The organism is Chitinophagales bacterium, from assembly GCA_017303835.1.
Taxonomy (GTDB): domain Bacteria; phylum Bacteroidota; class Bacteroidia; order Chitinophagales; family Chitinophagaceae; genus JAFLBI01.
In genome coordinates, this window is sequence record JAFLBI010000001.1 from 1,430,848 (window position 1) to 1,446,778 (window position 15,931).

At 41.2% G+C, this 15,931-nt stretch carries 10 protein-coding genes; 7 read left to right on the forward strand and 3 right to left on the reverse strand.

Features of this window, described 5'->3' with window-relative positions:
* Positions 1-49 precede the first annotated feature (49 nt).
* The 6 genes from J0L83_06640 to J0L83_06665 all read left to right on the forward strand — a co-directional run bounded on the left by J0L83_06640 (position 50) and on the right by J0L83_06665 (position 10,936).
* Entirely contained in the window at positions 50-595 is a 546-nt protein-coding gene (locus tag J0L83_06640) for a heme NO-binding domain-containing protein (GenBank protein ID MBN8664227.1), read from the forward strand.
* Positions 595-2,565, forward strand: a complete 1,971-nt coding sequence (locus J0L83_06645) for a PAS domain S-box protein (GenBank protein MBN8664228.1) — start codon at positions 595-597, stop codon at positions 2,563-2,565. Before J0L83_06640 ends, J0L83_06645 begins: the two co-directional genes overlap by 1 nt.
* 214 nt (positions 2,566-2,779) lie before the next feature.
* Positions 2,780-3,199 carry a hypothetical protein gene (locus tag J0L83_06650; GenBank protein ID MBN8664229.1) on the forward strand — a complete coding sequence of 140 codons (420 nt, stop codon included), beginning with the start codon at positions 2,780-2,782 and terminating at the stop codon, positions 3,197-3,199.
* Positions 3,184-3,717, forward strand: a complete 534-nt coding sequence (locus J0L83_06655) for a T9SS type A sorting domain-containing protein (protein MBN8664230.1) — start codon at positions 3,184-3,186, stop codon at positions 3,715-3,717. The genes J0L83_06650 and J0L83_06655 overlap by 16 nt, the downstream gene beginning before the upstream one ends.
* A 10-nt stretch (positions 3,718-3,727) precedes the next feature.
* A complete protein-coding gene (locus J0L83_06660; protein MBN8664231.1) occupies positions 3,728-10,426 on the forward strand; it encodes a hypothetical protein in 6,699 nt (2,232 codons plus the stop codon).
* 129 nt (positions 10,427-10,555) lie between these two features.
* On the forward strand, positions 10,556-10,936 hold the full coding sequence (locus tag J0L83_06665) for a hypothetical protein (protein ID MBN8664232.1): 381 nt from the start codon (positions 10,556-10,558) through the stop codon (positions 10,934-10,936).
* 48 nt (positions 10,937-10,984) lie between these two features.
* Here the strand turns inward: J0L83_06665 and J0L83_06670 are convergent, their stop codons facing one another.
* The 3 genes from J0L83_06670 to J0L83_06680 form a co-directional block, all read right to left on the reverse strand.
* Complete coding sequence (locus tag J0L83_06670) at positions 10,985-11,755, reverse strand: response regulator (GenBank protein ID MBN8664233.1); 771 nt, start codon at positions 11,753-11,755, stop codon at positions 10,985-10,987.
* Positions 11,756-11,758: 3 nt separating this feature from the next.
* Complete coding sequence (locus J0L83_06675; GenBank protein ID MBN8664234.1) at positions 11,759-12,841, reverse strand: response regulator; 1,083 nt, start codon at positions 12,839-12,841, stop codon at positions 11,759-11,761.
* A gap of 302 nt (positions 12,842-13,143) precedes the next feature.
* Entirely contained in the window at positions 13,144-14,802 is a 1,659-nt protein-coding gene (locus J0L83_06680; GenBank protein MBN8664235.1) for an OmpA family protein, read from the reverse strand.
* A gap of 166 nt (positions 14,803-14,968) precedes the next feature.
* On the opposite strand from J0L83_06680, the gene J0L83_06685 reads away from it, so the two are divergent.
* Positions 14,969-15,931: a polyprenyl synthetase family protein gene (locus J0L83_06685; GenBank protein ID MBN8664236.1), complete on the forward strand. Its 963-nt coding sequence runs from the start codon at positions 14,969-14,971 to the stop codon at positions 15,929-15,931.

The following is a 15,931-nucleotide window of genomic DNA, read 5'->3' on the forward strand; positions in this document are numbered from 1 at the left end:
GTTGCCGCGAGTTTTGTCCGTTCTACATTTGAATAATAAACATTGGATTATGAACGGATTCTATTTCCAAAATATCGAAGAATTGCTGATTAGCGAGTACGGTGAGAAAGACTATCGTAAGATAGTTGCTCATGCTGGTATCGAGGAGGAATACTTTATTTCCAATAACACTTATCCGGATGACTATTGTCTGAAACTAGCCAGCAGTACGGCAAATATTGCTAAGAAAGATATCCATCAAGTACAGTTCAGCTTTGGTTATTACTGGTACAAGGCAACTAACAATATTCTGAGAAACAGTTTAATGATGGGTGCCAACAGACTAAAACCACTACTTCAGCAATTACCTGAAATATTTGCAAGATTCAATATCCAGTTTCCCTTCATGAATCAAATGAAACTGGAGATCTCTGAATTGAGTTCAAAATCTATCATCATCAGCTATCACTTCCCTGGTCAGATTGCGCAGGAAAGTTATTTCCAGGGCTTTTTAAATGCCTTGGGCGACTTGTACAAAGAAAAAATCTGCATTGACCTGATACAACCACAAAATGATACAGCAGAAAAAGCTATTTTTAGGGTGCAATGGCTTTGATGAAATCCACATCCGACCCCTTAAAGATAGCCCAGTTTTCTGCACAATACCTTGAGCAGAACTTTCCCTTCTCCGTTGTTATTGCATCAGACAATACCATTATCTCTGCGGGAAAGAGTTTACAAAAATTGCTGAAGGAAGTAAAAGGAAAAAGGTTTTCCGAAGTACTCAGTGTCATTAGACCAACAAATTTTCTGGATGGCTTTGAAGGCATCATAGCTTTACAAAATACATTAGTCATTCTAGCTGTAAAAAATAGAAGTGACATAATTTTCCGCGGACAGTTTATTTATGTTTCAGAGTTAAATTCAGCCGCATTCATCGGATCACCCCTGATTACTGAGATTGAAAAACTCAATGAGCTTCAACTGAAGATTGGGGACTTTTCGTTTTTTGATGCAATTCCAGACATGCTGCAGCTCGCTAATATGCGTAAGGTTGCAAATGAAGACAATGAAATTCTGTTTCGTAAACTGAAGAAAGAGCAACAGATTGCCAGAGCCAATGAAAAGTTCTACAAGACTATTGTTAACAGTATTAATGAAATCGTTTTCAGAACGGACAAAGAAGGCAACTGGTCGTTTCTCAATCCTGCATGGGAAGGTATCATGGGTTTTACCATAGAAGAATCTATAGGCAGGCCTTTCTTCAAATTTTTACATCCGGAAGATGTGGCAAAAAACCATGAATTGTTTTTGCCCCTAATCAATCAGCAGAAGCCTTATTGCCAACATAAGATCAGGTATATCACTAAGTCTGGAGGTATTAAGTGGATCAGGGTTTATGCAAGCCTATTGTATAGCGACGACAATCAAGTAATAGGCACAACCGGTACCCTTAGCGATATTACTGTAGAGGAACAGCGCCAACATGACTATGAATTGATTTCTAATCATGTACAAGACCTGATTTGTATTCACGAAACAGACGGGCGCTATTTATATGTTTCTCCTTCTATCAAGCAGATCTCCAACTTTCATCCTGAAGACCTGATTGGAAGATCACCTTTCGATTATTTTCATCAGGATGATCAAAAAGCAATTCAACAAGCATTTACAACATTGCTTGAGAAAAAAACCAAGCACTCAGATGTTATCACTTATCGTTTTAAAACTGAGAAAGGAAGTTACAGATGGCTGGAAACCAACTATCAACTTCTCTGGGATGATTATCTCGGCCGTGAAGTAATTCTGACAACTTCTAGAACCATTGATGAACGTAAAGCAGCTGAAGAAAAAATCATGCTGGCTTTAAAGAGTGAGCGCCAAATCAATCAGCTGAAGACAAGATTTGTGAGTATGATCTCACATGAAATTCGTACACCACTGTCCATTATTAGCTTAAATGCGGAGGCGCTAAGACTCTATACTGATGCATTGGATGATAAAATCAGACAAGTAGTCTATGATAAACTCTCCGAAATAGATGATGAGATCAACACACTTACCGGTTTGATCAATGAGGTGCTGACAGTAGGCAAAATTGAAAACAATAATATTGAGGCCAAAAAGAAGCCGGGAGATATCGTTGAGCTATTGCATCAAAAAGTTGAGAAACACAATCAGCTTTCAGAAAACAGAAAAATCAGTATCACAACAGCAGGCATCCCATTCCCTATTCACTACGATGCTTCACTTATAAAACAGGTCTTCGACAATCTGATCTCCAACGCCTTAAAATATTCTCCTGATAAGCAAAGTCCTGAAATCCATATCTCTTTTAGCGATAAAGCCTGTACCGTAGACGTAAAAGACTATGGCATCGGTATTCCAAAGTATTTCCAAAAGAACCTCTTCAATACATTCCAAAGAGCAGACAATACGGAAAATATTAGAGGCAACGGTTTAGGCTTGTTCATTGTGAAGCAATTTCTGGATCTCCACAAAGCCAGCATCACATGTAAATCTGTCCTGAATGAGGGCACAACATTTACAATAACCTTCCCTAAGGAGAAAGCTGCCACTATCTAGGCGCATTCTTTTCCAACTCGCTGCAATCCACTGATTTACAACTTTTAATCTGCGCTTAAGTTTTATAATTCTTTTTTAAGGAAGCTGCCGAAAAAGTGTTCATGTAAGCCTAATGCGTACGTGGACTTCCCCTTATCGCAAGGCAATTTTACGCCCTTATAAAAAAGGTATGTAGTAGAAATACTACAAAAACAACAAAAAAGCTTCTACAAATATGTTTTCAAAGGTTATTAAACGACTCTCCGCCCTGATTATTGTGTTAAGCATAACTGCTTGCGAAAAAAACGTCAATAATCCTGAGGAAGATTTGAAAAAGACGCTTGCTGGCCCGGCAGGTTCAGAATGGCGCTTGGACGCTTTCTACAACAATGATGTGGCACAAACGCTAAGTCCTGCTCAGAGAGCATTTAGAATGAAGCTTTCAGAGGACTTAAGCTATGAAGACTCTGATGGTCATTTCGGCAACTGGCGTTCTCACAAGAGCAATCCTAAAGACAGTTTACTGATCATTTTCCAGAATCCGCTACAGGGATTTGTGGTGACTGATTACGCAATAAAAAAGGCAACATCCAATACCCTAGAACTGAATTACCAATACAATACCACGACGATCACCTTATGTTACAAAAAGTAACAAGAATCCTTTGTGTATTCATCCTAGTACACATTGTAACAATATCCTATTCGCAATTAACCACTGCTTACAGCTTTGGTATTATGGCTGCTGATGAATCCAAACCAGCTCAGGTTGCCGATTTCATTAGCACCCCACTTATACTTAACAGCAATAACAAATGTTTATCAGTAACCAATGGTATAGCAGTTTTCCTGACCAAAAATGCAGACGCTTTTAAATTCAGTTGTGTAATTGATGAGTTTGCTGGAAGACCTATTCAAATCCAGGCTTTCCCCAACCCCGCAAGAACAGAAACTACCATAAAAAGCAGTGTATTGCTTTTCACCGAAACACCTGTATCCATTCAATTAACTAACCAGAATGGTCAGGTACTGCAAACAATCCCATCTAAAGCAAGCCAGATCGGTAATGGCCTGAAAATAGATTTAAAACAAGCTCCTGCAGGAGTCTACTTCATACTGATTATAAAAGACAATCAGACAGTCAGCACCCAAAAGCTGATTGTAGCCAAATAAAGCTTTTGATATGAAAAATCACGTATACAAACTTGTAGTAGTTGCATTGACTGGCATTTTAATGCTAAACCAAGCAGATGGACAGTCATTTACCCAAGTGCCGCAAGGAATCAGTTTTCAGGCTGTTGCCAGAGATTTGCAGGGTAACCCAGCAAGATTCAGAAGGGTATTTATTAGAGGTGAAATACGCGAGGGATCTGCATCAGGCAATCCGGTTTACGTTGAAGTATTTGAAACCCAAACCAATGCTGAAGGTATCTTCAGCATTGTGATTGGTAGAGGTGTCGTCAGTGGTGCCAATCGATCCCCTTTCAACAGAATTGCCTGGGATAAAGCCCCACACTTCTTTAACTTGAAAATATCGGTATCACCATCGAACCCCATTCCAAACTGGGACTACACTAGGGAATACCAAGACATGGGTACTACTCAGTTCATGAGTGTACCTTATGCATTTACAGCAGGTTCAGTGATTGGCTTAAGCAATAAAATTGATATTGCTGATACGGCAGCCATGTTGAGTCCCTATGCTAGAAAAGCCGACTTAAATAATTTAGCAATTAATGCAAGTGGCAAGACGGATACTACTGCCCTTTCCAATAGAATTAATGCACGTGTGAAATATACAGACAGCCTGACTTTGTTTGTTACGCCTACACAATTATTATCCATCAAAGGAGAACTTGTTAATCTTCAAGTTGCATTAGACAAAAAAATGAATATAGCAGATACTAGCAATATGCTAGCAGGCTATAAACAAGCCATTAATAAGCTGGATGCTGATATCAAAGCTAAAAGTGGTGAAATTGATACCAAACTAGCCAATTACGCTAAAAAAAATGATCTAGATTCATTAGCAAAGAAAGTAGAAGTTGATAAGAAAATCAATGACTCGAACGCGGCCATTGATACTAAGCTAAAAGAGTATGTAAAGAAATCCGATTTAACTGGCCTAGCGACAACTACTCAGTTAAATGAATATGTTTTAAGATCCCAACTGGACTCAGCTGTTTCAAACAAGGTAAACTATAGTGATACAGCTGCAATGCTGAACAGCTATGCGCGCAAGATCAACCTGGATGCAGCAGTTGCTGATAAAGTAAGATACACTGATACAGCCAATATGCTGGCGAACTATAAGTCGGCTATCAGTAGCTTGGATGCGGCTAAATTGAATAAGGCTGATACAGCTGCTATGCTGAGCAATTATATGAAGCAGGCCAATATCGACGTGGCTGTTGCTGATAAGGTAAAATACACTGACACTGCCCTCATGCTCGGCAACTACGCTAAGCAGGTGAATGTAATTGCTGGTCTGAACACCAAGGTGAACATCGCTGATACAGCTAATATGCTGACCAACTATGCTAAACAAGCTAACGTAACTGCAGGTCTCAACACCAAGGTAAACATCGCTGATACAGCTGCCATGCTGAGCAATTATGTGAAGCAAGCGAACATTGATGTGGCTGTATCGGACAAAGTGAAGTACACAGATACTGCTAACATGCTGGCTAATTATAAGTCGGCTATCAATAGCTTGGATGCTGCTAAACTGAATAAAGCTGATACAGCTTCTATGTTGAACGACTACGCTCGTAAGATCAACCTCGATGCAGCTGTTGCTGATAAGGTAAAATATGCTGATACTGCTCTGATGCTTGGCAACTACGCTAAGCAAGCGAATGTAACCGCTGGTCTAAATACTAAAGTGAACATCGCTGATACAGCTAGCATGTTAACGAACTACGCTAAGCAGGCGAATGTAACCGCTGGTCTGAATACCAAGGTGAACATCGCTGATACAGCAGCTATGCTGAGCAATTATGTGAAGCAGGCCAATATTGATGTAGCTGTAGCGAATAAAGTAAAATACACTGATACTGCCAATATGCTGGCTAACTATAAGTCGGCTATCAATAGCTTGGATGCTGCTAAACTGAATAAAGCTGATACAGCTTCTATGTTAAACGACTACGCTCGTAAGATCAACCTGGATGCTGTTGCTGCTGATAAAGTGAAGTACACAGATACTGCTAGCATGTTAACTAACTATGCAAAGCAGGCTAATGTAATTGCTGGTCTGAACACCAAGGTGAACATCGCTGATACAGCTGCCATGCTGAGCAATTATGTGAAGCAGGCAAATATTGATGTGGCTGTTGCTGATAAGGTAAAGTATACTGATACTGCCAATATGCTGGCTAATTATAAGTCGGCTATTAATAGCTTGGATGCGGCTAAACTGAATAAGGCTGATACAGCTGCGATGCTGAGTGAGTATGCGAAGCAGGCGAACGTAACCGCTGGTCTCAATACCAAGGTGAACATCGCCGATACAGCAGCCATGCTGAGCAATTATGTGAAGCAGGCGAACATCGACGTGGCCGTAGCCGATAAAGTGAAGTACACAGATACAGCCAATATGCTGGCTAACTATAAGTCAGCGATTAATAGCTTGGATGCGGCTAAATTGAACAAAGCTGATACAGCGGCTATGCTGAGTGAGTATGCGAAGCAAGCAAATGTAACTGCTGGTCTGAACACCAAGGTGAACATCGCTGATACAGCTGCCATGCTGAGCAATTATGTGAAGCAGGCGAACATCGACGTGGCCGTAGCCGACAAAGTGAAGTACACAGATACTGCTAATATGCTGGCGAACTATAAGTCAGCCATTAACAACTTGGATGCTGCTAAATTGAATAAGGCCGATACGGCTAGTATGCTGACCAACTACGCGAAGCAGGCTAACGTAACTGCCGGTCTCAATACTAAAGTGAACATCGCTGATACAGCAGCCATGCTGAGCAATTATGTGAAGCAGGCGAACATCGACGTGGCCGTAGCCGACAAAGTGAAGTACACAGATACTGCTAATATGCTGGCGAACTATAAGTCAGCTATCAACACCTTGGATGCGGCTAAACTGAATAAGGCTGATACAGCTGCGATGCTGAGTGAGTATGCGAAGCAAGCTAACGTAACTGCTGGTTTGAATACCAAGGTGAACATCGCTGATACAGCTGCCATGCTGAGCAATTATGTGAAGCAAGCCAATATTGATGTGGCTGTAGCTGACAAAGTAAAATACACTGATACTGCTAGCATGTTAACCAACTATGCGAAGCAAGCAAACGTAACTGCCGGTCTCAATACCAAGGTGAATATCGCCGACACAGCTGCCATGCTGAGTAATTATGTGAAGCAGGCGAACATTGATGTGGCTGTTGCAGACAAAGTGAAGTATTCTGATACCGCTAGCATGCTGACTAACTATGCGAAGCAGGCAAACGTAACTGCAGGTCTCAATACCAAGGTAAATATCGCTGATACGGCTGCTATGCTGAGCAATTATGTGAAGCAGGCCAATATTGATGTAGCTGTAGCGGATAAAGTAAAATACACTGATACTGCCAATATGCTGGCTAACTATAAGTCGGCTATCAATAGCTTGGATGCTGCTAAACTGAATAAGGCTGATACAGCGGCTATGCTAAGTGAGTATGCTAAGCAAACTAACGTAACTGCTGGCCTCAACACCAAAGTAAACATCGCCGATACAGCGGCTATGCTGAACGACTACGCTCGTAAGATCAACCTGGATGCAGCTGTTGCTGATAAGGTAAAATACACTGATACTGCTAGCATGTTAACCAACTATGCGAAGCAAGCAAACGTAACTGCCGGTCTCAATACTAAAGTGAACATCGCTGATACAGCTGCCATGTTGAGCAATTATGTGAAGCAGGCGAACATTGATGTAGCTGTAGCGGACAAAGTGAAGTACGCTGATACTGCGAGCATGTTGACTAACTATGCTAAAGAAGCCAATGTAACCGCTGGTCTGAATAGCAAGGTGAACATCTCCGATACGGCTGCTATGCTGAGCAATTATGTTAAGCAAGCGAACATTGATATGGCTGTGTCTGATAAAGTAAAATACACTGACACTGCCCTCATGCTCGGCAACTATGCGAAGCAGGCTAATGTAACTGCTGGTCTAAATACCAAGGTGAACATTGCTGATACAGCTGCCATGTTGAACGACTACGCTCGTAAGATTAATCTGGATGCTGTAGTTGCTGATAAAGTGAAGTACACAGATACGGCTAGCATGCTGACCAACTATGCCAAGCAGGCTAACGTAACGGCTGGTCTGAATACCAAGGTGAACATCGCTGATACAGCTAATATGTTGAGCAATTACCGTACTGCCATCAATACCAATACGGTAGCTGTAAATGGTAAGTTGAACACGAGTGATACTGCTAGCATGTTAACGAACTACGCTAAGCAAGCGAACGTAACTGCAGGCCTCAATACCAAAGTGAATATCGCCGATACGGCTAACATGCTGACCAACTATGCGAAGCAGGCGAACATCGACGTAGCCGTAGCCGACAAAGTGAAGTACACAGATACAGCCAATATGCTGGCGAACTATAAGTCAGCTATCAACACCTTGGATGCGGCTAAACTGAATAAGGCTGATACAGCTGCTATGTTGAACGACTACGCTCGTAAGATCAACCTGGATGTAGCTGTTGCAGATAAAGTGAAGTACACTGATACGGCTAATATGCTGGCTAACTACAAGTCGGCTATCAATAGCTTGGATGCTGCTAAACTGAATAAGGCTGATACAGCTGCCATGCTGAGCAATTATGTGAAGCAGGCGAACATCGACGTGGCCGTAGCCGACAAAGTGAAGTACACAGATACAGCCAATATGCTGGCTAACTACAAGTCGGCTATCAATAGCTTGGATGCTGCTAAACTGAATAAGGCTGATACAGCAGCCATGCTGAGCAATTATGTGAAGCTGGCAAATATTGATGTGGCTGTTGCAGACAAAGTGAAGTATTCTGATACCGCTAGCATGTTAACGAACTATGCTAAGCAGGCAAATGTAACTGCAGGTCTCAATACCAAGGTAAACATTGCTGATACAGCTAATATGCTCAGCAACTACCGTAACGCAATCAATAGCAATACTGTAGCTGTAAATGGCAAATTGAATACAAGCGATACGGCTAGCATGCTGACCAACTATGCAAAGCAGGCGAACGTAACTGCTGGTCTCAATACCAAGGTGAACATCACTGATACGGCTGCTATGTTGAGCAATTATGTGAAGCAAGCCAGCATTGATGTAGCTGTTGCTGATAAGGTAAAATATACTGATACAGCCCTCATGCTTGGCAACTACGCGAAGCAGGCAAATGTAACTGCTGGTTTGAATACCAAGGTGAACATCGCCGATACAGCAGCTATGCTGAGCAATTATGTGAAGCAAGCCAATATTGATGTAGCTGTAGCGGATAAAGTGAAGTATACTGACACTGCTCTGATGCTTGGTAACTACGCTAAGCAAGCGAATGTAACTGCTGGTCTCAATACCAAGGTGAACATCGCTGATACGGCAGCTATGCTAAGCAATTATGTGAAGCAGGCAAACATTGATGCAGCCGTTGCTAACAGGGTTAGATATACTGATACGGCAGCCATGCTCAGCAACTATCGCACAACATTGAATTCAGTACAGGTTAATAAACTCAATATCAGCGATACCACTGCCATGTTGAGCAACTACCGTACTGCCATCAATACCAATACGGTAGCTGTAAATGGCAAACTGAACAGCAGCGATACAGCCGCTATGTTAGCGAGCTACCGTAACACACTAAATACTGTACAAGTAGGCAAGTTAAATATCAGTGATACCGCTAATATGCTTACAAGCTACCGCAATGCGATAAATGGCAAGCAAAACACACTGATTGCCGGAACAGGCATTACCATCTCTGGCAACACCATTTCAGCTACAACCAGTGGAGGTAATTTGAATAGTTTGAATGATGTGGTAAATACACAGCCACTTGACGGACAATTGCTCCGCTTTAATGCAACCAGTACCAATAATAATATTCGTAACAAATGGGAACCCTGGACGCCAAATTTCCTGACCGCTAACCAAACCATTACTTTGAGTGGAGCGGTAACAGGTAGCGGCGCAACCAGTATTACGACTACGCTTGCTAATAATGCAGTTGCCACAGCAAATATTACTGATGGAGCTATCACAACTGCAAAAATTGCAACAGGTGCTGTTGTAGAAGCTGATATTGCAGACGGCGCTGTAACGAATGCTAAAATTGCTGCGAATGCAGCCATTGCAGATACCAAGCTGGCAACAATTAGTACTGCCGGTAAAGTAGCTAACTCTGCCACTACTGCCACAAGCAGTAATACTGCTAGCGCAATTGTAGCAAGAGATGCGAATGGAGGTTTTGAAGCAGGAACAATTACCGGAACTACAATAAAGTCTTCAGGCGGCTTTGCAGCCAAAATCATAATGCGATCTGCTACTTCTTCTGATATCACTATTGATGTATTAAATAGTGATTATACAATCATCGTGAATGCAAATGCTGGATCATCAAACAAAACAGCTACTGTGAATTTGCCTGATCCTTCAGATGTAACCAATCAAATCTTTATAGTTACATATCTAAATAATTCGCAAAGATTTAGTATCGATATTGATACACCTTCAGGGAATATTATTGGAAGATTATCTAGCTCGAGCAATATAGCATATAGTAGAAGCAGTTATCGATATGCCACATTTACTCTCCAATCTGATGGAACAAACTATTACATTACAAACCAATTCGTCACAAATAATACAACAGCAATTTTTTAAAATCACTTTAACCAAAGAAGAACAGTATGGCTATTTTGTTTCACTGATTGCCTCTTTTGTTAATTGTGCTAAATAATATTCTATACACCTTTATACCTCATTGGTTATTGTTTTGGAAATCTAATACTTATGATGGCCTTACTTGACATTACCCCCAATTATTCAGGAAGCCGTTCTGCAGCAGATACGGCTTCCCTGAATAAGGTATATACTGTGAGCATCAGAAACACACAGCCCAGGACCTTTCAGGTACACTACTTTAATGGAAAAACCAATTCTCCTGACAGAATGGAATTCCATGACGCCCATGTACAATTTGAATTGCATTACAGACCAGAAAATGCACCTGAATTCTTTCGATTACTGGTGATCAAAGACGATTACGAAAAAGAAGTGATGCAAGTACAAGTAGAGTCAGGCTCAGGTCAGTACAATACTACCCTCGAAATATTCAAGAACGACCCCTCCGGTAAATGGTTCACCATACCATTGGTAACGCATTTATACTAAACAAAAAAGGAGGCTGATTACCTCCTTTTTTTATTCCAGATCAATTACTTATTTCCTTTTGGCTGTCTGTGAAGGGGTTTCTTTAAACCTGGCTCTATAGCACTTGGCAAAATAAGAAACTGAGTTAAAGCCCAGCATAAAAGCTATCTGCTTTACCGGCATCTGTGTTTGCTGTAAGAGCAGGCTGGCTTTTTCCAGCTTACGATACATGATATACTTATTAGGCGTTTGCTTGTATATCTTTTTGATGGTTCTTTCAAATGTACTCAAGCTAAGATTCAGCTTAGATGCAATTTCCTTTATCGAAAGATCATAATCATTCGTAATCATGTCTTCAATCAAGGTTTCAAAAGTCTTCATAAAAGAACTCTTGTCCTTAGACTCTCCTATTACAGGAAATTGTTGTTGAATCGTGGTTTGCAAAATTGCATTGCGCAATTTAATCAGGTTTTCCACTTTGCTTTCGAGCACTTTAATCGACAAAGGCTTGGTGATGTAATCATTGGCGCCCAAACTAAGCCCTTTCTCAATGAATTCACTCTGGTCCAATCCGGAAATGATAATCACTGAAATGTCCTGAAAACGCATATCCTGTTTCAACAAACGCAGAACCGAAAAACCATCTACCATACCGTTCAACATGACGTCGAGTAATATCACGATAGGCTTGTGCTGCAATACCAGCTCCACCACCTTCTCCCCTGAGTCTGTAGCAACCACATTGTAATGGTTCCCCAGCAGCTCAACGAGCAGCATGCGAAGCTTTTTATTGTCTTCTACAACAAGTAGCGTATGCCTGAATTGAGTTGTTTCCAACATAGTTTATTGATTTATGGGGATTGTGATGATTATTTTGATACCAATAGGTTCATTGTCAACAATCTGTATATCACCTTTCAACTGTTTAACAATTAACTTACTGAGTTGCAAACCGATACCTAAACCCTGTTGTTCAAATTGCTTTCTGTTGAACTGCACAAATGGTTCATAGTTCGCGAGTTCAGCAGCACTGGATTTTGTTCCAAAATCTGCAACAACAATTTCTAATTCAGCTGTATAGGCCCTCAGTCCAACAACCACTGATTCGCCCTTACGTGTGAACTTAAAAGCATTATCTGTGAGCTCATGCATCAGAATCTCTAATAACTCTTCATGCAAAAGCAGATGCACAGCTGGAGCAAGCGACACCACTAAATCGTCTGAACGCTTATATTTCTCTGCAACCGTCTTAATTACCCTTTCAACAAGCGATGCAACAAGTATGTCTTTTTTACCCGTTTCATAACTATTTTTCTCTTCCAACTGTTGCCACCAACGAATTTTTGACATCAGTCGCTGTAAACGCTCAGTTGCCTCCTGTATATAATCCAGGTATTGTCGTAAAGTCTCTTTATCAATTTTATCAAAGCTGGCTTTAATTAAACTCAAGAAGCCAATAATCGCAGTCATTGGCGTATTAAACTCGTGGTTTGTCAATAAAGACATTCCCTTCTCTAACCTGGCAATTTCTTTTGCAACAGAATCATTAATCTGCTCACTTCTATTTAAACGAGTTGTAATAGCATGTATCAGCTCTTCAGATCTTACCGGCTTTACCAAATAATCATCCGCACCCAATGCCATACCACTTCTGATATCACTGTACTCAGATTTAGCTGTTAAAAAAATGAATGGTGTGCTAGCATTAACTGAACTTCTGTATTGTCGTAGAAAATCATACCCATCCATTTTGGGCATCATTACATCACACAGAATGATATCCGGAGTGTAAGATTTTACTACCTCCAATGCCTCTAATCCATTTCCAGCCGTTACAACCTCGTAACCATTTCGCTGTAAAATGTATTCAAGCGTCGTCAGAATCCTTATCTCATCTTCTACCAATAGTACCTTTACAGGGTTCATAGCGCAGGGGTTATCAATGATACCAAACACATAATCATTAATAATAATGGGAAATTAGGAGCCATGCCCGACAAGTATTAACAGAAAATCGTCAAAAAAGAAACAATAAGTAAACAATGCTTCATTTTCAGCAATCACTTCCGGTATTTATATCAATTACCCACTATTAACAATACAAAAATCAGCTTATGGCGTAGTAATAAATGTCATTGAATCTATGAGAGGCTTGTAGTGATTCGGCGACTTACTGTAAAATAAAAAGCCCATGCTGTGCAGGGGCTTTTATAATTAACTATTGTAGCTTAACCTCTTCCTTTCAAATTTGGATGCGGTGCAGGCAGGTTCATCGGACCTTCTTCAGTAGTTGCCTGAATATCAACTGTATTAGCATCCCCATCCTGACCGTAAGAGAAAATGATTCTGGTTTCAGAGATACCTTGTTGTTCTACGAGGTATTTCTTCACTGCATTTACACGCTCCCAACTCAACTGCTGTGCATTCTTGCTGGATGTACCATAACCAATCAATTTCACTTTACAGCTTGGATTTGCTTTAATCTTCGCGGCTGCAGCAGCAAGTACAGATTGTGCTTCTCTGCTTAATTGTGCGCCTTTCTTGAATACCACGCTTGGTAAATCACCAATCGCACACTCAGTAATACCAGCACCATCCATTCCACCACCAGTTCCACCACCGGTAGGTTTCCAATTGGCCATCATATCCTTAATCTCCTTGCAACAAGCTGGCTCAGGACATTTACCCACACCATCTTTGTCAACAGGGAAGCAGCTCAATTGTGTCAAAATCTCTTTATCCTTATAATCAGGTACACCATCGCCATCTGTATCTTTTGCACGACCATGCGCATCAACTGCAGCGCCTGCAGGTGTATTTGGTTCCAGATCAAACTGATCAGTTACGCCATCATTATCACCATCGGGCAGCACAATTTTTGGCTGCTTCATGTGGCGCGGATTATTCAACTCGTTGTAGAGATAGTTATTGGGATTAATCCACCACAGCGGTTCCACATGTTTATCAGGAGAACCAAAATTGTAGTTCAGTCTTACCCTCGTTAAACTAACGATATCGTTAGCATTGCCTTCATACAAACCATCCATATCATCGTTAAAGGCATTCACAAACTTCTGCTCAAGGCCTACATTGATTTTATTAGACAGTTTATAAGCAACACCACCGCCAAATGTCATGGCATGTCTTACCAGCCAGTTGCGGTTCAAACGCGTAATTGGGTCGCGTCCATTATTGGCAACAGGTGCATTGCTCTCATACTGACCATCCTGAACACTTCTTGCTGCTTTTTTGATATCTGATTTCTTTGATGCGAAATTGATACCAGCATAACCTGCTGTATAAGTAGCACCGGTTTGTGCATCACCCTGACGCGCATCTACATCCACATCAGAAACAATTACACCATACCCTACCAATGCATATAAATTAAACTTAGGATTGCCTCTATAATAGGATGCTGGGTTTATTGAATAAATGAGATCTACAGAACCCATATGGCTCTGGTTTCTGAAATTAGGCAAGTAACCGGCTGGGCCATAAGCTGCCCAAGGACCCGGTGCCGGAGTTACTGCATTTGGCACGCGCAGTTTCCAATCCTGTCCATAAGCATAGAAACCATCATAAGAACCCCTTATTGACCAGAAATGATCAATTGCCTTACGCAAAGACAGGGTACCACCAAAGCCCGGACGCTGTGATACATCACCATAAATGCTAGCGTAACCGAAACCACCACCGATTTCTATCTGATTACGGGGTTTGGGGGGATAAGGGAATTGATTATTCAGGAATTCAGTGTACTGGGGTGCCCTTTTTACCGGAACCTTGGAAGAATCCTTCCAGTCCCAACCCCAGTCGGTCTGAGCTGCTGCTGCCAGCGTAATCAAACATGCGCTCAGCAACATGAGTAACCTCGCTTGTTTCATAGACGGTATTTTTCGATTGCTTGGATAAAGGTAAAATCCGGGCCTCAGTTGCTGCCTGATACTCAGGAGTTTAACGCTTTTATCACTTTTGGCAATCCCAATTAGGACTTAAAACGCTGAATCACTGCCCGTTATTGCCCGATGGCTTATATTGCAGCTTATTCGCATGAACTTAGCCAGATCAGTCATAGGAGCAGAACTAGAACAGTTTGAAATACATTTCCGGGAAGCTGTGAAAAGCCGTGTACCCCTGCTTGACAGAATCATGCATTATATCGTGAAAAGAAAGGGTAAGCAACTCAGGCCCATGTTTGTGCTGCTTAGTGCCAGATTAGGGGGCGAAATCAATGAAAGTTCTTATAGAGCAGCTTCTCTGGTAGAATTATTGCATACCGCTACCCTGGTGCATGATGATGTGGTTGACGATGCCATGGAACGCAGAGGTTTCTTTTCTATTAATGCACTTTGGAAAAATAAAATTGCCGTATTAGTTGGGGATTACCTGCTTTCTAAAGGATTGCTTCTCTCCTTAAATAATGACGATTTTAAGGTATTACAAATTCTATCTGATGCAGTTAGATTGATGAGTGAAGGCGAATTATTACAACTGGAAAAGTCCAGAAACCTCAATCTAAAAGAAGAAGTATACTACGAAATCATCAAGGGTAAAACAGCTTCCTTGTTGGCAGCTGCTTGTGCGGCAGGCGCCTACACCACTTTCAAGGATGAGGCAGCCGTACAGGATATGAAACGTTTTGGTGAATTAGTGGGTATGGCCTTCCAGATCAAAGATGATCTTTTTGACTATGGCACTTTGGATATTGGTAAACCTACAGGTAATGACATCAAGGAAAAAAAGCTGACCCTTCCTTTGATTTATACCCTCAACAACTGCGATAGCGCAACCAGAAAAAAATTAATTTACATCGTCAAAAACGAAAATACAGACAAGGATAAAGTTCGTTTCATTTTAGATCAGGTAGTGCAATCTGGAGGTATTCAATATGCTACAGATAAAATGCACGCTTTTAAAGATGAGGCGTTAACCATCCTCCATCGTTTCCCCCAATCAGCAGCAAAAGATGCACTGGAAGAACTGGTGCGTTATACCACTGAGCGGAATTTTTAA